General features: G+C 49.8%; 26 protein-coding genes and 2 pseudogenes. 16 read left to right on the forward strand and 12 right to left on the reverse strand.

Annotated elements, in window-relative coordinates:
• Window positions 1-5: 5 nt before the first annotated feature.
• From CGZ65_RS01170 to rnhB, 11 genes and pseudogenes are all read left to right on the forward strand, one after another.
• Complete coding sequence (locus CGZ65_RS01170; protein ID WP_096294517.1) at window positions 6-1,196, forward strand: hypothetical protein; 1,191 nt, start codon at window positions 6-8, stop codon at window positions 1,194-1,196.
• A 222-nt stretch (window positions 1,197-1,418) separates the two neighbouring features.
• Window positions 1,419-4,220 (forward strand): annotated as a pseudogene (locus tag CGZ65_RS01175) (DUF3418 domain-containing protein); the annotation flags it as partial.
• Window positions 4,221-4,230: 10 nt separating this feature from the next.
• Window positions 4,231-4,989, forward strand: coding sequence for a hypothetical protein (locus CGZ65_RS01180; RefSeq protein ID WP_096294518.1), 759 nt, complete (start codon window positions 4,231-4,233; stop codon window positions 4,987-4,989).
• A 138-nt stretch (window positions 4,990-5,127) separates the two neighbouring features.
• Window positions 5,128-5,382 carry a hypothetical protein gene (locus CGZ65_RS01185; RefSeq protein WP_157742676.1) on the forward strand — a complete coding sequence of 85 codons (255 nt, stop codon included), beginning with the start codon at window positions 5,128-5,130 and terminating at the stop codon, window positions 5,380-5,382.
• Window positions 5,383-5,399: 17 nt separating this feature from the next.
• Window positions 5,400-6,509 carry a hypothetical protein gene (locus CGZ65_RS01190; RefSeq protein WP_096294520.1) on the forward strand — a complete coding sequence of 370 codons (1,110 nt, stop codon included), beginning with the start codon at window positions 5,400-5,402 and terminating at the stop codon, window positions 6,507-6,509.
• A gap of 26 nt (window positions 6,510-6,535) precedes the next feature.
• On the forward strand, window positions 6,536-6,739 hold the full coding sequence (locus CGZ65_RS12605) for a hypothetical protein (RefSeq protein WP_157742677.1): 204 nt from the start codon (window positions 6,536-6,538) through the stop codon (window positions 6,737-6,739).
• Between the two features lie 117 nt (window positions 6,740-6,856).
• Window positions 6,857-7,213 (forward strand): MGMT family protein, encoded by a 357-nt coding sequence (locus tag CGZ65_RS01195; RefSeq protein WP_096294521.1) that lies wholly within the window; start codon window positions 6,857-6,859, stop codon window positions 7,211-7,213.
• 16 nt (window positions 7,214-7,229) lie between these two features.
• Window positions 7,230-7,535 (forward strand): hypothetical protein, encoded by a 306-nt coding sequence (locus tag CGZ65_RS13080; protein ID WP_198345310.1) that lies wholly within the window; start codon window positions 7,230-7,232, stop codon window positions 7,533-7,535.
• Complete coding sequence (locus CGZ65_RS13085) at window positions 7,508-8,035, forward strand: MFS transporter (RefSeq protein ID WP_198345311.1); 528 nt, start codon at window positions 7,508-7,510, stop codon at window positions 8,033-8,035. Before CGZ65_RS13080 ends, CGZ65_RS13085 begins: the two co-directional genes overlap by 28 nt.
• Window positions 8,036-8,049: 14 nt before the next feature.
• Window positions 8,050-8,844 carry an MFS transporter gene (locus CGZ65_RS13090; protein ID WP_198345312.1) on the forward strand — a complete coding sequence of 265 codons (795 nt, stop codon included), beginning with the start codon at window positions 8,050-8,052 and terminating at the stop codon, window positions 8,842-8,844.
• 95 nt (window positions 8,845-8,939) lie between these two features.
• Window positions 8,940-9,530, forward strand: a complete 591-nt coding sequence (gene rnhB, locus CGZ65_RS01205) for a ribonuclease HII (protein WP_096294522.1) — start codon at window positions 8,940-8,942, stop codon at window positions 9,528-9,530.
• Window positions 9,531-10,143: 613 nt separating this feature from the next.
• Here rnhB and CGZ65_RS01210 read toward each other — a convergent pair.
• From CGZ65_RS01210 to CGZ65_RS01225, 4 genes are all read right to left on the reverse strand, one after another.
• Window positions 10,144-10,914, reverse strand: coding sequence for a ParA family protein (locus CGZ65_RS01210; protein ID WP_096294523.1), 771 nt, complete (start codon window positions 10,912-10,914; stop codon window positions 10,144-10,146).
• Window positions 10,915-11,027: 113 nt separating this feature from the next.
• Window positions 11,028-11,651 (reverse strand): 16S rRNA (guanine(527)-N(7))-methyltransferase RsmG, encoded by a 624-nt coding sequence (gene rsmG, locus CGZ65_RS01215; RefSeq protein ID WP_096296056.1) that lies wholly within the window; start codon window positions 11,649-11,651, stop codon window positions 11,028-11,030.
• 164 nt (window positions 11,652-11,815) lie between these two features.
• On the reverse strand, window positions 11,816-11,992 hold the full coding sequence (locus CGZ65_RS01220; RefSeq protein ID WP_157742678.1) for a hypothetical protein: 177 nt from the start codon (window positions 11,990-11,992) through the stop codon (window positions 11,816-11,818).
• Window positions 11,993-12,003: 11 nt separating this feature from the next.
• On the reverse strand, window positions 12,004-12,441 hold the full coding sequence (locus CGZ65_RS01225) for a hypothetical protein (RefSeq protein ID WP_096294525.1): 438 nt from the start codon (window positions 12,439-12,441) through the stop codon (window positions 12,004-12,006).
• Between the two features lie 137 nt (window positions 12,442-12,578).
• Between CGZ65_RS01225 and CGZ65_RS01230 the strand changes: the two genes are divergently transcribed.
• The 3 genes from CGZ65_RS01230 (at window position 12,579) to CGZ65_RS13585 (ending at window position 15,055) form a co-directional block, all read left to right on the forward strand.
• Complete coding sequence (locus CGZ65_RS01230; RefSeq protein WP_096294526.1) at window positions 12,579-13,118, forward strand: DUF924 family protein; 540 nt, start codon at window positions 12,579-12,581, stop codon at window positions 13,116-13,118.
• Window positions 13,119-13,259: 141 nt separating this feature from the next.
• On the forward strand, window positions 13,260-14,591 hold the full coding sequence (locus CGZ65_RS01235; RefSeq protein ID WP_232507471.1) for a Na/Pi cotransporter family protein: 1,332 nt from the start codon (window positions 13,260-13,262) through the stop codon (window positions 14,589-14,591).
• A complete protein-coding gene (locus tag CGZ65_RS13585) occupies window positions 14,570-15,055 on the forward strand; it encodes a hypothetical protein (RefSeq protein ID WP_232507472.1) in 486 nt (161 codons plus the stop codon). Before CGZ65_RS01235 ends, CGZ65_RS13585 begins: the two co-directional genes overlap by 22 nt.
• Before the next feature lie 64 nt (window positions 15,056-15,119).
• On the opposite strand, the gene CGZ65_RS14495 is transcribed toward CGZ65_RS13585, so the two are convergent.
• The 4 genes from CGZ65_RS14495 to rpmE all read right to left on the reverse strand — a co-directional run bounded on the left by CGZ65_RS14495 (window position 15,120) and on the right by rpmE (window position 19,905).
• The gene (locus tag CGZ65_RS14495) at window positions 15,120-15,251 is read right to left on the reverse strand and encodes a hypothetical protein (protein ID WP_255408361.1); all 132 of its coding nucleotides are present in this window, start codon (window positions 15,249-15,251) and stop codon (window positions 15,120-15,122) included.
• A 372-nt stretch (window positions 15,252-15,623) separates the two neighbouring features.
• The gene (mnmG, locus tag CGZ65_RS01240; RefSeq protein ID WP_096294527.1) at window positions 15,624-17,510 is read right to left on the reverse strand and encodes a tRNA uridine-5-carboxymethylaminomethyl(34) synthesis enzyme MnmG; all 1,887 of its coding nucleotides are present in this window, start codon (window positions 17,508-17,510) and stop codon (window positions 15,624-15,626) included.
• Between the two features lie 326 nt (window positions 17,511-17,836).
• Window positions 17,837-19,492: a hypothetical protein gene (locus tag CGZ65_RS01245; protein ID WP_096294528.1), complete on the reverse strand. Its 1,656-nt coding sequence runs from the start codon at window positions 19,490-19,492 to the stop codon at window positions 17,837-17,839.
• A 197-nt stretch (window positions 19,493-19,689) separates the two neighbouring features.
• A complete protein-coding gene (gene rpmE / locus CGZ65_RS01250; RefSeq protein WP_096294529.1) occupies window positions 19,690-19,905 on the reverse strand; it encodes a 50S ribosomal protein L31 in 216 nt (71 codons plus the stop codon).
• A gap of 40 nt (window positions 19,906-19,945) precedes the next feature.
• Between rpmE and CGZ65_RS12615 the strand changes: the two genes are divergently transcribed.
• On the forward strand, window positions 19,946-20,086 hold the full coding sequence (locus CGZ65_RS12615; protein WP_157742679.1) for a hypothetical protein: 141 nt from the start codon (window positions 19,946-19,948) through the stop codon (window positions 20,084-20,086).
• A gap of 43 nt (window positions 20,087-20,129) precedes the next feature.
• Window positions 20,130-20,642 carry an acyltransferase gene (locus CGZ65_RS01255; RefSeq protein ID WP_096294530.1) on the forward strand — a complete coding sequence of 171 codons (513 nt, stop codon included), beginning with the start codon at window positions 20,130-20,132 and terminating at the stop codon, window positions 20,640-20,642.
• A 63-nt stretch (window positions 20,643-20,705) separates the two neighbouring features.
• Here CGZ65_RS01255 and CGZ65_RS01260 read toward each other — a convergent pair whose 3' ends face one another.
• The 4 genes and pseudogenes from CGZ65_RS01260 to CGZ65_RS14505 all read right to left on the reverse strand — a co-directional run bounded on the left by CGZ65_RS01260 (window position 20,706) and on the right by CGZ65_RS14505 (window position 24,511).
• Window positions 20,706-21,233 (reverse strand): superoxide dismutase family protein, encoded by a 528-nt coding sequence (locus CGZ65_RS01260; RefSeq protein ID WP_096294531.1) that lies wholly within the window; start codon window positions 21,231-21,233, stop codon window positions 20,706-20,708.
• Between the two features lie 55 nt (window positions 21,234-21,288).
• A complete protein-coding gene (locus tag CGZ65_RS01265) occupies window positions 21,289-21,666 on the reverse strand; it encodes a heme-binding protein (protein WP_096294532.1) in 378 nt (125 codons plus the stop codon).
• Between the two features lie 141 nt (window positions 21,667-21,807).
• Window positions 21,808-22,860, reverse strand: coding sequence for an AbrB family transcriptional regulator (locus CGZ65_RS01270; RefSeq protein WP_232507473.1), 1,053 nt, complete (start codon window positions 22,858-22,860; stop codon window positions 21,808-21,810).
• 156 nt (window positions 22,861-23,016) lie between these two features.
• A pseudogene (locus tag CGZ65_RS14505) lies at window positions 23,017-24,511 on the reverse strand (tripartite tricarboxylate transporter permease).
• Window positions 24,512-24,519 lie beyond the last annotated feature (8 nt).

Below are 24,519 nucleotides of genomic sequence, written 5' to 3' on the forward strand. Positions count from 1 at the left end.
TTTATATGGAAATAAAAAGACAATATCAATCTGATGATATCAAAATCCAAGCTATTTGCACTGATTATTGGGCAGTTAATGATAAACAGGAATTTATTTATACGGTTACTGCTTTGCGGCAAAAATATGAATTGAAACAAAATGAATTGCTAAATATAGCCAAGAACCATAGTAGCGTTATCTTTCAAGCAATGTGCTTTGAATGCGGGGCAGAATATATTGAGCGGCAAATCTATCAACGAAAAGATTACGATGACATACTACAGCTATTAATGCTTGATAAAACAGCTTTTATTTGCCCAATATGCCAAGTAGAAGCAGAACGCATAGCCCAGGAGCAGCAACAATTTCTAGATCAGCAACGTTATGAATATTTAGAGAAAATTCTAATAAATAGCTTGAATAATTTTCCTAATGAAGCATTTACGTTAAAACAAAAAATTTCGTTACTAGCAGCAATGCGCTTTGCTATAAACGAGGATTTTTCCTGTATCCAAGCGATAACTCATATACTTGCTGGAAAACTTACACCAAGCACAGATTTGGATAGGCAGATTATTGAGGGTTTATATCGTGTAGGATTACTGGCAATTAGTCCTAATAGCGATAAAACTGCGTTTACTTGGCAGGAGAATAGTGAATTCCACTTCAATCCATTAGGCGTAGACTGGATTGTGGTTACACCGCCTGACTGTACGTTAAGCCAATTTATCCAACAAATTGAATCGGATATTCAAAATGTTATTTTAACTGATGAAGAAGTGAACGATATTTTTGAATTGATTGAACACATCAATTTGCAAGAGTGTTTGGGCTATTTAGATTTAAAAATTGCAGAATATCATTTAAATTTTACTGCAGGTGAAAAAACGCGTTTTGTTTTGAACAAAGCACTTACCCATTTTTCGGTTTCGCAAATCTATTATTTTATTGATAAAGCCTGTCGCGATGCAGTAGCCAATTATGCACGAGGGACATACAGTAAAAAACACGCTTCCAACACATTGGGTGGCTCAATAGAACGTTTAACTGAACGTGCTGAGCAGGAAAAATGGGAACTAAAATCTTGGAATAGAACTCGTGATTTACCTCAATCGCAATTGAGTATTGTGTTATTTGATTTTATGTTACAGCTTAAGGATGGAGGGTTTACACATTCATTGACTGAATTGCGACAAATATGCGAAGTAAGATAAAGAAAGCAATCATTGTCTACCCAAAAATAGATGGGATATTGCGTAGGTCGGGCATTGATGTCTGGCGAAAACCAAGAAACAACCAACCATGTCGGGCATCAATGCCCGACCTACACATCTGTTATGCAAAACAAGAAAAGCAACATTAACACGCCGTCTGAAACCCTTTCAGGCAGCCTGAAACCTCATGCAGGCAAACCAAGCCTGTCTGAAAACCGCCCCCGCTACCGCCTGACCAAACTCGGCGAACAAATGGCGCGGTTGCCCATCGATCCGAAAATCGCCCGCATTTTGTTGGCGGCGAAAAAGCACGACTGTATGGCGGAAATCTTGGTGATTGCTTCCGCCCTCTCCATTCAAGACCCGCGCGAGCGGCCGCTCGAAGCGCGCGAAGCCGCTGCCAAGGCGCATGAGCGGTTTACCGACAAGCAGTCCGACTTTCTGGCCTATCTGAATATTTGGGATAGCTTCCAGCGCGAGCGCGATAAAGGCTTGTCAAATAAGCAATTAGTGCAGTGGTGCCACCAATATTTCTTATCGCACCTGCGGATGCGCGAATGGCGCGAGCTGCATCGCCAATTGGCCGAAATCGCCATTGAAATGGGTTTGACCAGCAAAGAACAGGCGTCCAGACGGCCGCCCGTTCAAGAGCAATTAAGGCCGTCTGAAAGCATGGGCGACCAAGATTTATCTGCCAAACTCAAGCAAAAACAACTGGATAAAAAGCAGCACCGCGCCCACATCCGCGCCGCCAAAGAAGCGGGCTACGAACAAATCCACCGCGCGCTGCTCACGGGGCTGATTGCCAACGTCGGCATGAAGTCGCCCGACGGCCACGACTACACCGGCGCGCGCGGTTCACATTTCCACCTGTTCCCCGCGTCCGCCCTGTTCAAGAGCAAGCCGAAATGGGTGATGGCGGCGGAACTCGTTGAAACAACAAGGATTTACGCGCGTGACGTGGCCGCCATCCAGCCCGAATGGATCGAGCAGGAAGCGCCGCATTTGGTGAAATATCATTATTTTGAGCCGCATTGGGAGCAGAAACGCGGCGAAGTGGTGGCCGGCGAACGGGTAACCTTTTACGGTTTAACGGTTTTGCCGCGCCGCCCCGTTGCCTACGGCCGCATCGCGCCCGAAGAAGCGCGCGAAATCTTTATCCGCGGCGCACTGGTGGCGCAGGAATGTGATTTGAAAGCCGATTTTTTCGTCCACAATAAAAAACTGATTAAGGAAATCAGCGAGTTGGAACATAAATCGCGGCGGCAGGATGTGTTGGTGGACGAAGAAGCATTGTTTAATTTTTACCATCAAAGGCTGCCTGAAATGTATGTGCCGTCTGAAACCGTAGGTCGGGCATTTATGCCTGACCTAGCCAACGCAAGCGCACAACCCCCGTCGGGTATAAATGCCCGACCTACGCCTATGCCGTCTGAAAACCCGCGTAGGGTTGGTGTCAACCCACCGTCCCAAAGCGCGGCGGAAAAGACAGAAACGGCAAATTCAAACCCGCCTCGTCAAAGGCCGTCTGAACCCCCAAACCCCTCGCCGACATCCGCACCTTCCAAAGCTGGTTAAAGCAAGCCGAAAAAGAAAACCCGCGCCTGTTGTTTCTCAGCAAAGAAGACCTGATGCAGCACGCCGCCGCACACATCACCGAAGAACAATTTCCCAAGTTTTATAAAACACCGACGGCAAATTCAAACTGGCCTACCGCTTTGAGCCGCACCATCCGCTTGACGGCGTAACCCTGACCCTGCCGCTCACCGTACTCAACCGCATCCACGCGCCCGCGCTTGAATGGCTGGTGCCCGGCATGGTGCGCGAAAAAATCCAGTTGCTGATTAAGGCTTTGCCCAAACAAATCCGCCGCGTGTGCGTACCCGTGCCCGAATTCGTAACGAAATTTCTCGAAAGCGAACCGAACCGCCAAGAGCCGGTTATTCCCCAGCTTGCCCGCTTTATCGCCAAAACCGCCGGCGATATGCGCCTGCTCGAACAAATCAATCTCGACGACTGGCAAGCCTTCAAACTGCCCGAACACTGCTATTTCAACCTGCGCATCATCGACGACGGCGGGCAGGAGCTGGCCATAGGCCGCAACCTGGCCGGGCTGCAACAAGAGTTAGGCCAAGCCGCCGCCGTAACCTTCCGCGACAACACCCAAGAATTCGAGCGCGACAACGTTACCGCGTGGGACATCGGTACGCTGCCCGAAAGCATCAAGTTCGCGCGCGGCAAACAGCAGCTCACAGGCTATCTCGGCCTGCAAAAACAGAAAGACGGCAGCATCGCCCTGCGCCTGTTCGACACCCCGAAGCCGCCGCCCAAGCCCACCGACAGGGCGTGATTGCGCTCATGGCCTTGCAGCTCAAAGAGCACATGAAGGATTTAAACAAAGGTATTCAAGGGTTTACCCAAGCCGCCATGCTGCTCAAACACATTCCCGCCGACACCCTGCGCGACGACCTCACCGCCGCCATCTGCGACCGCGCCTTTATCGCGGCGACGAATTGCCGCGCAGCGAAAAAGCCTTTAAAGAACAAATCAAACGCGCCGCAGCCGCCTGCCCGCCGTCAAAGAAGCCGTCAGCCGCTACCTGCAGGACACCGCCGCCGCCTACGCCGAACTCAACGGCAAACTCTCCGGCGGCAAACACCCGCTCGCCCCCCTGCTGCGCGAACGCGTGCAAACCCTGCTCGGCGCAGGTTTCGCCGTCCGCACCCCGTGGCCGCAATGGCCGCGCCTGCCCGTCTACCTCCGCGCCATGACCCTGCGCATGGAAAAATACAGCAGCAACCCGCCCGAGACGCCGCGCGCGAAGCCGAAATTCAGGAGCTGGAACAGATGTGGCAGGAAAAAACGGACAGCCTCACGCGGCAAAACCAACCCGTTTCAGACAGCCTCGCAGCGTTCAAATGGCAAATAGAGGAACTGCGTGTGTCGCTGTTCGCGCAGGAGTTGAAGACGCCGTATCCGGTGTCGGTGAAGAGGTTGTTGAAAGAGTTGGGTAAAATAAATTAAGGAAAATATTATGGCTATCGAGTTTTATCATTTTTTCAAAGACGATTGCAGTCCGTATGTAAATATTCATGATTTTGAATCAAATTTCATAAAAGAATTTGGATTTGTAAAAGATGTCGTGGTTTATATGATTCATCAACCATTTCTCAATAATGTTATTGATACGAATATTGATTTATTACTCATTGTCGCGGTTGAAAATAAAGAAAAAAATTACTATCCAATAAAAGATAAATTCTATAAAGATGCTAATGGAAACGATAGAAAAATATATCTGAATAATATCGTCATGCCAATTAAGTTTATTGATGAATTTAAATATAATTCTGTGAAAATTTATGATACAAAAGAAGAAAGAAATTATGGTGTTTGTATAGATGATGAAATTGAAACCGATTTTGCAACTGAAATTTCAACATTAAGATATGGTACAGAACAATTTTTTAAAAATGTCTTAGATAATGTTGAAATTAAGTGCTTGCCCGTTATATGGATTTTAAGTAATGTTCGTGAAAAATATTATTTTCCTACACATAATATTGTTCGAGCTTATCAATTTGGTTTTTATGAATGGGAAGCCTTTCTGAAATTTGGTTACAATAAATTTTTCAACTCTAATGCAAAATGGTCAGAGCCTAATGATGAAAAAAGTTATCAGCTACTGTTTGAAAATATGGAAAAAATCAAACAGGTTTTAGAAGATGAATCAAAAATTAGCATACTTACAAAAAAGAAAATTGACAGAATTGCTTTGCAAGATCATAAATAGTCAAATTTATGAAAAATATTTGTCACAACAAAACTCTCCGTTTGTTGATGATGAAATCTTTACCTTGGAGGAACAACAGAAAAAGTTATTAAACTGCCTAAGCGCATTCAAGCAGATAAACAATTACAAAATAATCTTGTGATTATTCAAGGTAAAGCAGGTTCAGGAAAAACAACTGAATTATTACTCTTAATGAAAAAACAATTAGAGGCAAGTAAGCAAGTCCGTTACATCACATATAATAAACTTTTATTGCAATTTGTTTATAAATTTAAACAGTTAGCTAAATTTGAAGGCGGAACAAATTTATCCACTCGTACGATACATGGTTTTATGTACGATATTGGTATGACCATGGGTGGTGTGGTGCAAATTATGGAAATAAACGTATAGAAGCTTTAAAGAATACCTTGGAGAAGCATATTACATTTATTCGCGATAACATCTTATCTGAATTTGAACCGTCTGAATGGGGTAGTTTGCGATCAGGCGTAGATAATCACAAATTATTTGAAATTTATGCAAAATATCAAATAAAATACCGCAATGAAATTGCTGAATTTCGTGAATTTCAAAGATTTATCGCTTCTGGGAAGATTAAATATGATATTTTAGAAAAGTATAAAAATAATCAAATTGATCGTATTTGCTCACTAGTAGGAAAGGATGTTTTTCTTTCAGACTATTATGGTGTACTTCATAATATTTATCTTTGCCTTACTGATGCAAGAAAATTTTATGATGATTATAAAGTTGGTGATTTGGATAAAGAACTTGTGGATAACATACTAAATAACAAGGCAGAGTATGATTTCAGGAATTTTGATGAATTTCAAATAATGATTAACCGTTCTCGTGGTGCATATTCAAGACATGTGCCTATGATTGATGAAGGACAAGATTTTCACCCATTAGAACGAGATATTTTATTTGAAATTTTTCACAAGAAAAATATGGTTGTAGCAACTGGCGGTAAGGAGCAACTGATTCGACATCAGCTGGAATGTGATTGGACGGTAGACAATCAAGGCAAAAAACATAATACAATAATCATTAATAAGCGGAATAAAAGTTATCGTCTCAAAAAAGGGATTGCTGATTTATGTAATAAATTAGCAAAAGCGTTTGAAATTAAATTGGATTTGGAGACTGATAATCAAGAATTGGGTCATGTAATTATCAGCTCAAATATACAAGATATTCAGAATGCTTTTGATATATTTCATAAAAATGGGGAAGTGAATTATCTTAATCCTTGTGAGAGTATCTATTTAATTATTGAAGCAGAATCAGAGATATTCAAACATCATTATGATGAGTCTGAAGTTACTTCTATTACTGAAAATGGCGTAGCTATTCAGAATAAAGTAAAATTTAAATCAGAACCTGATTTGTCTTCATGTTTAGATACTAAAGGATTGGATTTCTATTATGCGAACATGGGTAATAATTATTTTAATAAAAAATCAATTTCAAATTCTGAATATTTAGTTTCTTTTATGAATCTTGTCGCGGTTTAGAATCTTGGTCAGTTATGTGCTTTGAGTTGGATAAATTTTATGAACGTAAAAAATCAGAAGAGGATGCACTCAATTTTTTATCTGATGATTTATTATTATCTGATGATGAAAGACGCAAACGTTATGCGATGACATGGGTCTTAATGGCTCTAACTCGTGCAATGGACGGTTTGTTTATTCATATATCTGATATGAATTCAGAATTAGGGAAAATACTATTTAATAATTAATTTTAAGTAGTCTGAAAATTCTTCAGACTACCTTTTCCTTACAATCTTATCTACATTAAATCTCCGAAGTATAAACACCTTTCGAGGTTTTGTATGTCTCCCTAAAGGCCGTCTGAAATGCCCAACGCCAAATCCTATTTTTACAATTTTCCCATACCTCCGACCCCCGCCCGCCCTAAAAACGACCGCCTTGCATTCGAAATCTTATCGGTAGTCGAAGAAATCCCTGCGGGGCGGGTGGCGACTTACGGGCAGATTGCGCGTTTGATCGGGCGGGAGAAAAACGCGCGTCTGGTGGGGAGCGTGTTGGCAAATGCGGCATTCTACGGGCGTTATCCCTGCCATCGGGTGGTGAATGCGTCGGGCAGGCTGGTGCCGGGCTGGGCGGAGCAGGCCGAGTTGCTGCGTGCGGAGGGGGTGGAATTGAAAGATGAAAACCATGTCTGCCTGAAGCGGTATCTGTGGGATTGTTAGGCGGGTAGGACGGGTATTGGCGGAACGGGCAGCAGGCCGTCTGAAAACGAAGTTTCTGCGAAGCTGGAACAGGTTTTCAGACGGCCTTTTGTGTTCTCGGCGTTTCTATGCTTTAATGCTGTATTCATTTGAAATCTCAAAAGTTTATCCAATTGCCAACTTGAATTTTGAAGGGGTTGCCCATGTCTGCCGCGATTTCCAACCGGTTTTATTCGCTCTTTGCTTCGGTGTTTTTTCTGTTTGCCGGTTTCGGTCTGTTTTTGAACTCAGCCGGGTGAAGTTGGCGGAAATGGGGTGGACAATATTGTTATCGGTGCATTGAATGCGGCATTTTTCGCAGGTGCGTCGCTGAGTGCAGTGGCGGGGCATAGGATTGTATCGGGGGTGGGGCATATCCGCAGCTTTAGTGTGTTCGGGGCGGTGTTTGCGATGGCCTCGCTCACGCACTTGATGACGGAAAACCTGACCGCATGGGGCGTGTTGCGTATGGTGCTGGGATTTTGCTATTTCAGTATGCTGATGATTGCGGAGAGCTGGTTTGCCGAGCAGAGCGCGCAGGAGAAGCGGGCGCGGGTATTGGCGGTTTATAATTTGGTGTATTACTTCGCATTTACGCTGGGTATCTTGCTGTTGGGTTTTAATTTGTCCAGCGACAATGTGTTCGTGTTGGGCACGCTGTTGGTGATGACGGCGATGCTGCCGGTATCGTTGACCAAGATGAAAGCGCCGCAGGTACCGTCGCGCCAGAAGATTAATGTGCCGCGCGTTTTGGCGATTGCGCCCTTGGCTTTTGTGACCGCATTTTTGGCGGGGTGTTGGTGAACGGGCTGTTTACCATGGCTTCGGTATTTTTGTTGCTGCAGGCGTTTACCCTGCAACAGATTTCGGCGTTTTTAACATCGGCGATGGTGGGTGGCTTTGTGGTGCAGTTGCCGTTGGCACGGCTGTCGGACAAATTCGGCCGGCGCAATGCGATTTTGTGCTGCTCGGTTTTGGCTTGTGCCGCGGCTTTGAGCGGCTTGGCGGCGATGGCGATGCATGTGGCCACGCCTATGCTGCATAATGCGGTGGCGTTTATGTTCGGTTGCGGCCTGTTTGGTTTGTATGCGCTGAGTATTGCGCGTGCCAACGACCGGTTGCCGAATAATATGAATACAGTAGAAGTGAGCCGCAGCCTGCTGTTTTGCTATGGTTTGGGTTCGCTGACCGCGCCGCTGCTACTCGGTGTGGTGATGGATTATGCGCCGCATTTGGGCTTTTACGCGCTGTATGCAGTGACCGCCGGTGGTTTGGCTGCGTTTGCGTGGAAGCAGAATGTGGTGCCGGAAGAAGAACGCAGCGTGTTTGTCAACGTATCGGGTAACACGGGCGTGATGGCGGCAGATTTGGATCCGCGCAACAATGAAGAAGACGATGATTTCGATGAAGTGGTGGCGCAGGCGCATGTGGATAATTTGGACAATGTGGATATGCCGTCTGAAAACGAGCCTGATAATGAAGCGGATGTGGTGGAAACGGAAGCAGTGGCTCAGGCAGAAGAATCTGGGCAACCTCCTGCCGCGCCGCCAATTGAGTCAGCCGGTTTGGAAGCGCTTGAAGCAGATAAGCCTAATCCACAGAAGCCGCTTTAACTAAAATGCCGTTTGAAGATATTTCAGACGGCCTATGCACTCGTTACAAGATTGCACAAGATTTAGGCGATTACAACCGAAAAAGAAAGTATGGCATGACCTTATTATTATCAGCCGGTGTCGATGAAGCGGGGCGCGGCCCGTTGGTCGGCAGCGTGTTTGCGGCGGCGGTGATTTTGCCGGAGCATTATGATTTGCCCAGATTGACCGACTCAAAAAAACTCAGCGAAAAGCGGCGTGATGAGTTGGCGGCGATGATTAAAGCACAGGCCGTGGCGTGGTGTGTGGCGAGTGCCGATCCGAGCGAGATTCACCAATTCAATATTCTGCACGCGGCCATGTTGGCGATGAAGCGGGCGGTGCAGGGCTTGGCGGTGCAGCCCGGAAAAGTGTGGATAGACGGTAACCGTGTGCCGAAAGATTTAGGCATTGAAGCGGAAGCGGTGATAAAAGGCGACAGCAAAATTATGGTGGTTTCCGCCGCTTCGGTGTTGGCGAAAACCGCCCGCGATGCCGAAATGTATGCGCTGGCCGAACGCTATCCGCAATATGGGTTCGATAAACACAAGGGCTACGGCACGGCGCAGCATTTGGCCGCCTTGCAGCAATTCGGGGTGTTGCCGGAACACCGCGAAGACTTTGCGCCGGTCAGGGCATTGTTGGCGCAAGGAAGGTTGTTTGAATAAAGGTTTTTAAATCAGGCTGAGACCTTTGCAAAACCTCATAAATCACCCATAAAAACCAAAACAACCGTTATTTCAGCATAGGCGTAAGTCCATTTTTGAGCATGGAAAACTATTGAATAAAATAAGTTTCTGAAATTTTAAGATGGATTCCCGCCTGCGCGGGAATGACGGCTGTTTTGGTTTTTATGGGTGATTTATGAGGTTTTGCAAAAGTCTCAGGTGTAGAAAACCCTAGCGTTGTTTACACTTTTGCTTTTTTGCTTGAAGATCCATTTTGGGATTTTTGAGTGTTGTCAAGAATGCCGAAAGGCACGGCAACGCCGCATGGTTCTTGATAATGCTCAACAATCCTAAAACAATCATTTAGGCAGAAAATAAAAGCTGTTTTGCATAAAAAGTGTAAACAACCCGACAATTTCCTACATCTCAGGCCGTCTGAAAGCGTTGTTTTTCAGACGGCCTTAATTCTTGATTTATAGCGGATTTAATTACTCCGATACGAGGCAGCAAATCGAAGACGGTACAAATAGTACGGCAAGGCGCAGCAACGCCGTAGCGAAAGTTAAGTTAATCCGCTATAAAATTTAAATATATTAAATTTGTAGACAAGCAATCATGCTTTCAGACGCGCCAGCAGCTCGTCAGCCAGCGCCAAATATGCCTGTGCGCCTTTAGTGGCGGCATCGTAAGCCAGTGCCGGCATGCCGTGGCTCGGCGCTTCTGCCAAGCGAATATTGCGCGGAATAGTGGTATCGAACATCAAATCGCCGAAATGTTGCTGCAATTGCTCGCTCACTTCCATCACCAGGCGGCTGCGGCCGTCGTACATGGTGCGCACGATGCCGGTGATGTCGAGCTGCGGATTGATGGCTTGGCGGATTTTACGCACGGTGGCAATCAAATCTGAAATGCCTTCCAGCGCGTAGTATTCGCACAACATCGGTACAATCACGCCGTTGGCCGCCACCAAACCGTTGAGCGTGAGCAGGGTGAGTGATGGCGGACAATCAATCAGCACGAAATCATAATCGTTTTCCACCACTTGCAGGGCGTTTTTCAGGCGCAGTTCGCGGCCGATTTCCTGCACCAGTTCGATTTCGGCACCGGCTAAGGTGCGGTTGGCACCCAATACGTCATAGCCGCCGCTCTCGCTTTTCACCACGGCCGTCTGAATATCGGCATCGCCCAACACCACTTGATATACGCCTTGTTCCAAGCTGGCTTTGTCGATGCCGCTGCCGGTCGTGGCGTTGCCTTGTGGATCGAGGTCGATGACCAATACGCGTTGGCCGCGGTTGGCCAAGGAAGCCGCCAGATTGACGGTGGTGGTGGTTTTGCCGACGCCGCCTTTTTGGTTGGCGATGGCGATGATTTTTGCGCTCATGTGCTTTGTCGATAATAAGAGTATGATGGCTGGAATTGTACCGTTATTTGCGTCAAATGGGTATAACAAGGCCGTCTGAAAACGACAGATTTTCAGACGGCCTTTATACGGTATTATTTCTTGCGCATAATCACCATATGCCGCTCGGCATTCAGTTGCGGCACATGTATTTCTTCCACTTTGTCCACGGTCGCAAAATCCGGCAGGCGGTCGATTTCTTCTTGCGGGAACACGCCTTTCATAGCCGCCCAGTAGCCGCCGTCTTTCAGCAGCTGCGCCGTCCAGTTGACGAAATCAGCCAGCTCGGCAAAGGCGCGGCTGGTAATCACATCGGCTTGAAAATCCTGCACGGCCTCAACGCGGCCGCTGATCACGCGCACGTTGTCCAAGCCCAGTTCAATCACGGCTTGCTGCAAAAACGAGGTTTTTTTGGTGTTGGCATCAAGCAGGGTAATCTTCAAGTCGGGGCGGCAAATCGCAGTCGGGATGCCGGGCTGGCCGCCGCCGGAACCGACATCGAGCATGGTTTGTGCCCCTTCGATATAAGGCAGCAGGGTTAAGCTGTCGAGCAGGTGGTGGCTGATCATCAGCGATTCATCGCGCAGCGCGGTGAGGTTGTAGGTTTTGTTCCATTTTTTAAGCAGTTCGACGTATTGGATGAGCTTGTTTTGTTGGTCTTCAGTCAGGCTCAAGCCCATTTCGGCGAGGCCGTTTTGCAGTTGCTGGGTGTGGTTCATGGCGGTTTCCAAGTTAGTCATGGCGGATTATCCGCCTAGGTGGTATGGTAACGGAAAATGAGGCCGTCTGAACATATTCGGCACAAAAAAACAGGCGAAAAGCAGGCGTGGATACATGAAGGTATCGGCGCTGCCTTTCGCCTGTGAGGGAATAAGCGCTTGAATTACGAGCCGTATTGTTCCCATGGTGCGCGCAGACTGTTGGAGCGCGGCGAGCGCACCGGCATCTGGCGGTTTTGCGTATTGGATTGTCGATTGAGCAAACGCGATTCGTTGCTGCGGTAAATGCGCTGCTGATGGATGTTTTCACGCACTTGATGGTTGCGGCGCTGTTGTTCCATGCGCTCACGCATCAAAATGCTGCGGTTGCGCGAATCTTTACACGCTGTTGCATGTGGCGGTTTTGTATGCGTTGTTGTTCCAAGCGGTTTTCCAGTATGCGGTTTTGCTCACGTTGGCGGTAAACGCGGTCGGATAACACACGGTTTTGCTGATGCATACGTGTTTCAAGCGGATAACGGCGACGGTAGTCACTCATGCTGTCGATGCGGCGCACATGGGTATTGTAGGCCGGACGATACGAGCGCGGCATACGGTTGTAGTGGTTGTCGTAATAGTAGCCGTCATCCAGACTGTAATACAGTAAAGAAGCGACAGTGCCGGCGGTGGCGGTGGTGGCAATGGCATTCACGGCGGGGTCGTCTGAAACCACGCAGCCGCCCAGTCCGACGGCGGCAGTGATGCCGATTACACCCATGCCGACGAAGCGTTTGACAGTTTGCGTCATCATGTTAAGCGTCCTAAAGGTAAATGGATAATGTCAGGCCGTATTTAGGCCTGCTGTTTGTTAGATTACACACGAAATATGCAAAACTTACGTTTTACTCGATTAAGATATTCAAAGGCCGTCTGAAAAAGGAAAAAATAATGAATGCGCAAGCTGTTTTGGATTTTTGGTTTGATCAGGCAAACAAAGCCTGCTGGTTTGCCAAAAGCGATGATTTTGATGCCGAAATCCGCCGCCGATTTATGGGCGTATGGCAGCAGGCCGCACGTGGCGAATTATCTGCTTGGCGCGACACTTTGCGCGGGCGTTTGGCCGAAATCATCGTGTTGGATCAGTTTTCGCGTAATGTGTGGCGCGACCGTGCGAATGCGTTTGCCCAAGACAATATGGCTTTAGTCTTGGCGCAAGAAGCGGTGCAACACGCTGGTTTTGCAGATTTGGATCAAGCCGAGCGCAATTTCATGCTGATGCCTTTTATGCACAGCGAAAGCCAAGCGGTGCATAAGCAGGCCTTGCCGCTGTTCGAACGCTACGCCGATGCCGTGACCTTGGATTTTGAACGGCAGCACAAAGCGATTATCGACCGCTTCGGCCGCTATCCGCACCGAAATGAGATGTTGGGGCGGGACAGTACGGCGGAGGAGAAAGTATTTTTAACCCGGCCGGGTTCTTCGTTTTAACAAGGGTTTATGCCGTCTGAACGCAAATAAATAAAGGGCTTTCAAAGGCCGTCTGAAACGTTTCAGACGGCCTTTGTTGATTGTCATCTTTTTGTAAAAATATTATGTTGCAGAAAAATAACAATAATTCGGAGTCAATGAATGAGGAAAAAAGCATCGCAATATGTTTTGGCCGTCTTGCTGGTGTCGGGCTTGGCGGCGAGTTTTCTTTATAGCCCGTCGTGGATGCAGCTTTGTTACGGCTTGGCTTTGTTTCTGCTGGGCATGCAGTGCATTGAAGAAGGTTTGCACAATGTCGCCGGCGGCAAGTTGGCCAAATGGATGGAGAAATCCACTGCCACGCCACTGAAAGGCGCGCTGTTCGGTATGGGTGCGACCTTTGTGCTGCAATCGAGCACCTTGGTGTCGCTGCTGACGATTGCTTTTCTAAGCACCGGCATGATTCAGCTGGCAGGTGGTATCGCAATTATTTTGGGCACTAATTTGGGCTCGACCAGCGGTATTTGGCTGTTGGCCTTGGCCGGTCAAAGCGTGAGCTTGAGTCCGGCGGCGATTCCGATGCTGGTGTTCGGCATTGTCATCGGTTTTTTCAACAGCAAAACCAAAGCCATCGGCCGTGTGCTGGTCGGCATTGCGTTGATTTTTCTGGGGGTGGACGCGATTAAAGAAGGCTTCCAAGCCTTCGGTGCGGACATGGATTTCGATAAAAGCCAAATCGGCGGCATGGTCGAGCCGCTGATTTTCTTTGTGGTCGGCTTGTTGCTGACGGTTGTGTTGCAATCGTCACATGCCACGCTGATTTTAACATTGGCGGCGTTGGCCGGCGGACAAGTCAGCCTGATGCAGGCATTTGCGATTGCAGTCGGTTCCAACGTCGGCAGCAGTGCCACCACCGCTTTGGTCGGCATGCTCGGCAGCGACCGCAACGGCCAGCGGCTGGCCTTGGCGCATGTGGTGTTTAATTTGGTGACGGCGGCGTTATGTTTGCTGCTGTGGTGGCCGCTCACGCGTTTGGTGTTGCTGCCGGGCGAATGGTGGGGCATGAGTCCGCTGCTGCAATTGGCGATGTTCCATACCTTGTTTAACTTGCTCGGCGTTGCCGTATTCTGGAAATTGCAAGGCTGTTTTGCGGCGCTGTTGCAACGTTGGCTGCCGGATAAAGCAGCGGAAGAAGTGTTGCTGCCGGAAAATCAAGCCATACTGGCGCCGCGCTATCTGCACGAAAACATGCTGCGTGCCGACGATACCGCTTTGGTGGCGATAGAAAAAGAAGTTTATCATTTGGGGCGCGCCAGTATCGAAGCCATGTGTCACGCGATTTATGTGCCAATGAGGCGTTTTACCGCGATGATTCCAATGAAGGCAAGACGCTGCCCGCGCCGACTGCCCCGCTCGAACTCGATGCCACACAGGTTTACGAGCGGCAAATCAAGCCGCTTTACAGTGCGATTTTGGATTTTGCCGGCAAAATAGATTTAGAAGAAAAGACGCAGCAAGAACAACTCAACCGTGCATTCGCTGCTACTTGGCAGATGGTTGAAATGGTGAAAGAAAGCAAGCATTTACAGAAAAACATGCAACGGTATTTGACGGGCGGAGGCTCGGCCGCCGAACGAGATTACCTGCGCCTTCGCCGCCATGTTTTCAAAACCTTGCGCTTGTTCCGCCGTATTGGCGGCATGGAAGCCGAAGCGGAACGCAATGATTTGATGCAGCAATTAAACGTGCATACCGAAACGCTGGAAACCTTCCGCGGCCGCGTGATGGTGAAGCTGAAGAATGAAGAACTCAACGGCTGGCAAACGTCTTCGCTGCTGAACGACATCAACTATGCCCGCCGCATTGGCCGCGGCGCTTTGGAGATTTTGAGTCTGCAAAATACGCAGGTGACGGCGGAGAAAGTGGTAGATAGGCCGTCTGAAGAAGTGGCTGGATAAAATCTGTTCGCAATATCACAGTCCGTCTGAAAATCCTTTTCAGACGGACTGTGATGTTTACTGCTTAAATTTTACACGCGCCGCCGACGCAGTTGTCGTCTTCGCTTTCCGCATCCACGCCGCCTTCAACCGCTACGCCGTCGAAATCGCCGAGTAAATCGTCTAAGTTGTCCAAATCAAAATCTTGTTCGCTCATGGTTGGTCTCTTATGGGGTGTTAAAAATCAAGTTAGCCATATTATTAGGCCGATGGGTGCGCTTATCAAGCCATTCAGACGGCCTTTACACTTAATGGCCGATGATGCCGGTTGCTTCCGATTTGTCGTGCGTGCCGAAACGGCCAACCAGCGTGCGGCTGGCTTCGTTTAAGCCGTGGGGCACCGTGATGGTTGTTGTTTCATCATCATGCTCTATTGTGGCGGAATAAGGTGGGTTGACGCTCCTTACGTTTCAATTTCTGTTTTTAAACCGATTGTCAATCAGAGATTGTGAACTTAAATCCAATAAAGCCTAAGGCCGTCTGAAAAAGCAAACATTTGTTTTCAGACGGCCTTTATCCCCGGTAAAGCCTATTTTGCGTCTTTAAACCCGCGTTTCAGATGCACCATCAGTAAAGCCACCGCAGCGGGCGTTACACCGGAAATGCGGCTGGCCTGACCGACGGTTTCGGGGCGGTGCTGGTTGAGTTTCTGCTGCACCTCCGCCGACAAACCCTTGACCTTGCCATAATCAATGTCGGCAGGCAGATTCAACGTTTCGATGTCGCGGCGGCTTTCGATTTCGTCGTTTTGGCGGTCGATATAGCCTTGGTATTTCACTTGGATTTCTACTTGCTCGGTTACCTCATCGGCCAGGTTTTCAGACGGCCTCGCACCCTCCAGCGTCATCAGCGCGGCGTAACCGATATTGGGGCGGCGCAGCAAGTCGTGCAGGTTGGCTTCGCGCGACAGTTTTTGGCCGAACACGCGCACTTGTTCGCCCTCCGGCAGTTTCTGCGGGGTGTACCAAGTGGTTTTCAGGCGCTGGATTTCGCGCTCAATGGCCTCACGTTTTTCGTTGAACGCACGCCATTGCGCTTCGCCGACCAAGCCGATTTTGCGGCCCTCTTCGGTGAGGCGCATATCGGCGTTGTCCTCCCGCAATTGCAGGCGGTATTCGGCGCGGCTGGTAAACATGCGGTAGGGTTCGTTCACGCCTTTGGTAATCAAATCGTCCACCAACACGCCCAGATAAGCCTGCTCGCGGCGCAACAGAAGCGGCTCTTGTTCGCGCACATATTGCACGGCGTTGGCACCGGCCAGCAAGCCTTGTGCGGCGGCTTCTTCGTAGCCGGTGGTGCCGTTGATTTGGCCGGCGAAAAAGAGGCCGGCGATGGTTTTGGTTTCCAAACTGGCTTTGAGGTTGCGCGGGTCGAAATAGTCGTATTCGATGGCATAACCGGGGCGCAGGATATGGGCGTTTTCCAAGCCTTTCATCGAGCGCACAAGCGCCAATTGAATATCGAACGGCAGGCTGGTGGAAATACCGTTGGGGTAGTATTCGTGGGTGGTCAGGCCTTCCGGCTCGAGAAAAATCTGGTGGCTGTCTTTATCGGCGAAGCGGTTGATTTTGTCTTCGATCGACGGGCAATAGCGCGGCCCCACGCCTTCGATTTTGCCGGTAAACATCGGGCTGCGGTCGAAACCGGAGCGGATAATCTCGTGCGTGTGCAGATTGGTGTGGGTAATCCAGCAGGAAACCTGGCGCGGGTGCATGGCGGCATTGCCGCGTACGGACATCACCGGCACGGGCGTGTCGCCGGGTTGTTCGGTGAGCTGCGAAAAGTTGATGGTGCGGCCGTCAATGCGCGGCGGCGTGCCGGTTTTCAGGCGCGACACCGGCAGATTCAATTCTTTCAGACGGCCCGACAAACCTTGCGCGGCCGGGTCGCCGGCACGGCCGCCGGCGTAGTTTTCCAAACCGATGTGGATTTTGCCCGCCAGAAACGTGCCGGCGGTCAGCACCACGGCGCGGGCTTTGAATTCCACCCCCATGGCGGTTTTCACGCCCGACACGTGCTCGCCTGCCAACGTGATGTCTTCCACCGCCTGTTGGAAGAGTTCGAGATTTTTCTGATTTTCCAGCATTTCGCGGATGGCGGCCTTATAAAGAATGCGGTCGGCCTGTGCGCGGGTGGCGCGCACCGCCGCGCCTTTGCTGGCGTTCAGGCGGCGGAACTGGATGCCGCTCATATCGGTGGCCAGCGCCATCGCGCCGCCGAGCGCATCGACTTCGCGCACCAAATGGCCTTTTCCGATGCCGCCGATGGAAGGGTTGCACGACATTTGGCCGAGGGTTTCGATATTGTGGGTGAGCAAAAGCGTTTGCGCGCCCATGCGTGCGGCGGCCAGCGCGGCTTCGGTACCGGCATGGCCGCCGCCGACCACGATCACGTCGTAGGTTTTAGGGTAAATCATGTTGGATATAGTGTATTGAGGTTTCAGACGGCCTGATTGAAGGTGTGTGTTTGGGGTTTTGTGTGTGAGGCCGTCTGAAAAAGTAATGGAATTTAAAATAAACGTGTGATTGTACGCTGTTTTTCAGTCGGGTTAAAGGCCATCTGAAATTGAATTTCAGGCGGCCTGAAATCTTTGCAAAATCTTCATCTTTGGCACATTTCTCCGTTAGGCGCTGTTCGAGGGCTTGCCTATCTTTGTGATATGTCTGCGCTTTCTGCGCTGCTTTGACTTCGAACTGTACTCAAATCTGAAGTTTTGCAAAGGCTTCGGCTTTGAAATGGGTTTTAGCTTTCTCGGCGCAATAAGGCAAAACCTTCTACTTTATTGCGTGGTCGCGCTCCCTGCCAGAGTTTCGTCCAGCCTTGCGGAGCGGCGGTGTCTTTCGGCTGCTGCACCAAGCGGTAGCGGCAGCTTGGATTATCGGGTTGCAAATGCCATTCGCTGTATTGTGCCCAAGCGATGCGGCTGCGGTGGTCGTGAGAATCCACGCTGATGCATTCGTGGCCTTCGCTAAATTGATGACGCAATTCAGGATAAAGCGACAATTCCATCTGCTTCACCACCGGCGCGTAACTCTTGGCAGCATCCAGCCAGGGCAGCCACAGCGTCATCAACAATGCCCAGGTTAACGTCACACCGGCCGCCCAGTTGGTCACGGCTTGGCGGCCACGGATATGCTTGCGGGTAATCGCCCACAGCCATAAGGGTGTGAACAATACCGCTACAGTCATGGGAAACGGATTAATTTCCGGCAAGTAATACGGGCTGAAATAAGCTGCGCGTTCGGCCAGTTTTGCCGGCCAGCCGTAATTCATGGCAGCAAAACCGACCCACATAAAGGCGGCCAACAAACCGAAGGCCATGATGCCGAACCAGTTGATAAACGCTGCTGCGCCGCGGCGCAAGCCGTCGAGTTGGGCTGCGCCGAGCAAAGCCAGCGGCGGCAGCAACCAAACCAAATGGTCTTGAAAACGTTGCGGATTGAAGGTGAGGAGCGCGGTCGCTAAAATCAACCACGCCAAACACAAACCGCCCCATCCTTGCGCGTTCATCTTGGTACGAATGAATGCCCACACCGCCAACGGCCACGCAGGCAGGGCAAACCAGAGTAGGTTTTTCAAATAATAGGGTAGGTTAAAGGCCGTCTTAAAATCAAGCAGTCCGCCGTAAGTGCCGAACATATAAGCATTGCGCCACATTTCAAACATTTTCGGCTGCAAATACAGCAGCAACAGCGGATACACCACCATCAGCGGCAGGGCAAATGCAAAGGCACCGATTAGGGTCAGATAATAGCGTTTGAACTGCCATTGCGGATGCAGCACCAAGGCAAATGCCATCATAATCAAGGCTAACGGCAATAAAAACCCGGTCGTCAGTGACAGCAGCGCCCAGCCGCCACCCAACAGCAGCGCACCGGTAATCACGCGCTTGTATGCCAGCGAAAAACCGCACAATACCATGCCCAGTGCGGCAAACACCGCCGACATGTCGCTGATGAAATGCGCCATCGGCAACAAACCGATACTGCCGATTAAAATCAGCACCACGCTGCGGCCATGGTGGCGGCCTAAAAAATTGAAACCGGCAAAACCGCACAACAGCAAACCGATCGCGGTAAAAAACACGCTGGCAAAGCGTGTGGCCGCATAAGCATCTGCCGCCCAAGGCGAGAGCAGCGCTTGAAAAGCACCGGCCACCCACAGGTAAACCGGTGAAATATGGAAATTATGTTGCTCGAATACATGCGGCACCAGCAGGGAAGTGGTGCCGTTGAGCAGGGCCTCGGTAGCGGTGAATAAGCCCGATTCGTCCGGGTTCCACAAATCATGCGAAAATACGCCCGGCCACAACCAAGCGAACACCATCAGCAATAAAAGCCAAGGTTTTTCGTGGGTTTTAGCAGGTTTGCGGGAGTCCGGTGGCGTGTAAGTCAACATGATACAGCGGTTTCAAAAATCTAAAAGATGCGCTAGTGTAACAAATTACGGCCAAATCGGGGAATGCTTGGGTCAAAAGCGGCCAATGATATTCTTCGACCATATTTTTTTCAGACGGCCTTCTGGTCTTCTGATTGGAATAAGGCCGTCTGAACACAAAAAAAGACTGCCAAAGCAGTCTTTTTTCCATCGGGCTATCAACGTTTGAACAAGTTGCCGAATTTGTTGTTGAATTTGTCCACGCGACCGGTGGTGTCAACGATTTTTTGTTGGCCGGTGTAGAATGGGTGGCACAAAGAGCAAACCTCGATGTTGAAGTTGTCTTTTTCCATCGCAGATTTGGTCACGAATTTGCTGCCGCAAGAGCAGGTCACGGTGATTTCGTGGTAGTTAGGGTGGATACCTTGTTTCATATTGTTTCCTTTCGATTAAGCGGGCATAGGGGTTTTACCTATGCTTCAAGACAAGGGTGCGATTATCGCTATTTTTTTGCTGTTTCGTCAAGCAGATATTGCGGCATTGGGGCGTTTTGCAACAGGTCGGCGCAAATATTATCGAATCACGGGCGAAACTTGTGTGGTATTGTGTGTCTAACTGAAATTGAATTCAGATTGATGATTTAGTGTGAGGAAATGCAATGAAAGCAAAGCTGTTTTTGATATTGTTGAGAACACTCGGCAAATGGCTGCCTGCATCGTACAGCAAGCCGTTTGGCAAATTGGCCAAAAAAATCCGCGCGGTACTTGCCCGTCAAATTTCGCCGCATTTGGGCAGCAATGTCAACATCGAAAAAGGCGCTTATGTGTTGAAAGACACGGTGGTCGGTAACCATTCGGGCATTGGTGTGGATTGCGAAATCTGCTACGGCCTGAGCATCGGCAACAATGTGATGATGGGGCCGGAATGCCTGTTTTATTCCAACAGCCATAAATTTGATCAAGCAACCAAACAGTTTTACGGCTATACCGACACCAAGCCGATTGTGATTGAAGACGATGTATGGATTGGCCGCCGGGCCATTATTATGGGCGGCGTAACCATCGGTAAAGGCTCGATTATCGGTGCCGGCGCAGTAGTCACCAAGAGCGTGCCGCCGTACTCTTTGGCTGCCGGCAATCCTGCGGTAGTGAAGAAGAATTTATTGGGCTAAACAAAAGGCCGTCTGAGCCCAATATTTTCAGGCGGCCACAGCTTCGCATATCATGTTTCAAGCTTACTTGGCAATCACGCCGCAGTATTTGCGTGCGCCACCGCCGCCCAGTGCGGCAGGATGGTCGCTGTAGTAGTCGCCGCCGGCATGAATCATCAGCGAGCGGCCCTTGAGGGCGTTGATTTTCTTAATGCGCGGTGCGGCAACCGGTTGGATATGGCCATTGGCATCTACTGCCAACGCAGGCAAATCACCCAAGTGGCCGCTGTCGTCCCAAGGGCCTTTGTGGGCGCCGGTTTTCTTAGGATCCCAGTGGCCGTCGGCTGCCAAACCTCCTACCGGTTTGCCGTCTTTCTCTTTGGCTGCGCAGCTTGGATTTTCATGTACGTGGAAACCGTAAATGCCTTGCGTCAAACCTTCGATTTTCGGGGTGAATACCGCACCGTATCTGCTTTGGCTGATGCGCACTTCCCCTGCCACTTTATCGCCGTTTTGCGCGTCCAGCAGCGACATCGGCACCACAATATCCGTAGGTGCGGCATAGGCTGCAGCGGTCATACTCAATAAAACGGCAGTCAGTAATGTCTTCATCAGTTTCTCCTTAATCTTGGTCAACGTGCATATTGGATTCAATATACTGGTTTGCTTATTTTTTAGGTAACGCAGATGCCGCTGCTTTGGCTACTGTTTTGTCTTCATCTACTGAACCACCGCTTACACCGACGCTACCCGCAATGATACCTGCTGAATTGACCAGTAAAACGCCGCCGGCAAAAATGGCCAAACCATTATTGGTGACTTCGATACCGTATAATTCTTTTCCGGGTTGTGCCGCATTACCTAAGCCGCGGGCGCTCATGTTGAAGTATCGGGCCGTACGTGCTTTTTTGACTGCTGCTTGAATCACAGTTTGAGCCTGACTCAAAGTCAAATCGTCGGGCAGTGTTTTGATTAAATCTGCGGCAAAAATAGTATTGCTGACAATCATCGAACACATGACGAAAAGAGTTTTAGCATGTCGCATGGTACTTCTCCTTATCGCGGGAAAAATGATGATTGCTTCAGTTTTACGCTCTTTCTAAAAATATAAATATCTAATTTAACTGATTGCTTCTCATGGGCTAAATAAGTCTAGCATTTCACATGGGCTGCTGATGAAACGTCTTTAGCGCGCCCCTATACCAAACCGCCGATCCAGCACGCCATACAGCCAACCGGCCAAACCGACCACCACCAGCATGCGCAACACATGAAACGCGGTTACCAGCGGCACACCCAGTTGCAACACTTTGGCGGTGATGGTCATTTCTGCCACACCGCCCGGAGCAAGTCCTAGCCCTAAAGTGGGTAGGGGAATATCCGACCACGTTGCCAGCAGTTGGGAAACGCCCGCGGTCAACAGTAAACTCATGCACACCAAAACGGCAGTAACCGATAATAATCTCGGTGCGGCGCGGAAAAAATCAGAGCGGAATTTGGTGCCGAGTGACCAGCCGATTAAGAGTTGGCCTGCCCATGACAATTCTTTCGGAATGGCCGACAAATGCACACCGCATACGGTCAGTAACACCGCAGCCGCCAAGGGGCCGAATGTCCACGGGTTGGCCCAGCCGCGTTTTTGAAACAGCCAACCTGTGCCGGCACAGCAGGCAATCAGCAGCAGCAATCCGCCGTAATGCACGCCACCTTTATCGATAATCGAATTATCCAAGCCGTGATAATCCATAAATCGGTAAAAAAACGGCACAATGGTCACTACCATCAACACACGCAGCGAGTGGGCGGCCACTACTTTATCCACGCGCGCGCCGTGCTGTTCGGCCAAATTAGCCATTTCACTTGCGCCGCCGACTGTGGCCGCAAACCACGCGGTTTTGAAATCGATACCGGCAAAACGGTATAGCAGCAGCGTGCCGCACAGGCTTAAGATCAAGGCGAACAACATGCCCGCGCCCAGCCACAGCGCATTAGTGCCGATCATCCCGACCATCTGCGGCGTAAAATACAGCCCCAGCGACATACCGATGATGCACAAGCCCACTTTACGGCCGGAAGGCAGGGTACGGATGTTGGCCCCGCAGATAGACAAAGTAGCGCAAGCGAGCAATGAGCCGAGCAGCCACGGAATCGGCAGGTTGAGCAGGTTAGCCAGCAGCGCACCCGTGAGCGCGGCGGCAAAACCGGGCAGATAGGAAAGAAAACGGTTCATGTTTTGCATGGAAAATCGTTATGGTTTATAGGCCGTCTGAAAATTTTCAGACGGCCTTTAGGGTTTTTATTGGTGGTTCTTGAGATATTACAAAAGTCTCAGCCTGAATATTTTCATGATACCAAGAAAACAGCCGCGCTGGATTCAGGCGGCTGTCGTGATGCGTTATACAGTTTGTTTGCGGCGGCGCAGCCAGCGGAAAACCGGAAGCAATACCATCAACAAGGCCAACGCCCACAATACTTTGGTAATCGGGCCATGGAACAACACGCCCAAATCGCCTTGTGAAATCGACAAAGCGCGGCGCAGGCTCGATTCCATCAATTCGCCCAATACATAGCCCAAAATCAGCGCAGACAATGGGAAATTGAGTTTGCGCAGGAAGTAGCCCAATATGCCCAAGCCCACCATCAATACCAAGTCGAACGTGGTGCTGTGAATCGCGTACACGCCGACAAAGCTCACGGTGGCGATGGCCGGAATCAGGATGTAGTTAGGGATGTTCAACAGCTTGGCAAAAAAGCCGACCAACGGAATATTGAGTAACAGCAAAATCACGTTACCGATAAACAACGACGCAATCAAGCCCATACGATATCAGGCTGTTCGCTGAACAACTGCGGGCCGGGAGTGATGTTGTACAAGGTCAACGCGCCCATCATCACGGCAGTCGTGCCGGAGCCGGGTACGCCAAGGTCAGCATCGGAATGAACGAACCGCAGGCAGAAGCATTGTTGGCTGCTTCAGGCGCGGCGATACCGCGCAAGTCGCCTTCACCGAATTTACCTGAAGCGCCGGCAAGTTTCTTCTCGTTGGTGTAGGTCATCGCGCTGGCAATGGTGGCACCCGCACCCGGCAAAATACCCACCACGAAACCGACCACGCCGCTGCGCACCATACTGCCGAAAGCAAACAGAAATTCTTTCGCGTTAAACAGGGCGCGTTTGCCTTGTTCCAACGCTTTTTGGCCGCGCTCGGTGTGCTCGAGCATAATCAGGATTTCACTCACACTGAAGAAACCGATTACGATGGTGGTGAACTGAATGCCGTCTGAAAGGTTGACTGAATCAAACGTGAAGCGGTACACGCCGGTTACGGCATCCACGCCTACGGTCGCCAAGCCTAAGCCGATTAAGGAGGCGATGGCGGTTTTTAGCGGTTGGTCGCCGACCAGGCCGCTAAGGCAGGTAATAGCGAATACCATCAGGACGAAATATTCGGCAGGACCGAACGCAACCGCCCAGTTTGCCAGCAGCGGCGCAAACAAGACCACGCCGGTGGTGGCGATGGTGCTGCCGGTAAACGAGCTGACGGCAGAGAGCGACAAGGCAATGCCTGCCTTACCCTGTTTGGCCAAGGGATAGCCGTCGAGCGTGGACATAATCGCCGCCGCATCCCCGGGCACGTTAATCAAAATGGCCGAAATACGACCGCCGTATTCACAGCCCAAATAAACGGCTGCCAACAAAATCAAAGCCGATTCGGGAGGCAGGCCGAGTGCATAAGCAAACGGCAGCAAAATCGCCACGCCGTTAATCGGCCCCAAACCCGGCAGCATACCGACAATAGTGCCCAGGGATGCGCCGAAGAAGGCCAGCATCAGGTTTTGCGGCTCTAAAGCCACGGCAAAACCGCTCATTAAAAAGTTTAAAGTATCCATGTTCCGTC

Origin of the sequence: Neisseria weixii (assembly GCF_002327085.1) — a bacterium.
GTDB classification, from domain to species: Bacteria; Pseudomonadota; Gammaproteobacteria; order Burkholderiales; family Neisseriaceae; genus Neisseria; species Neisseria weixii.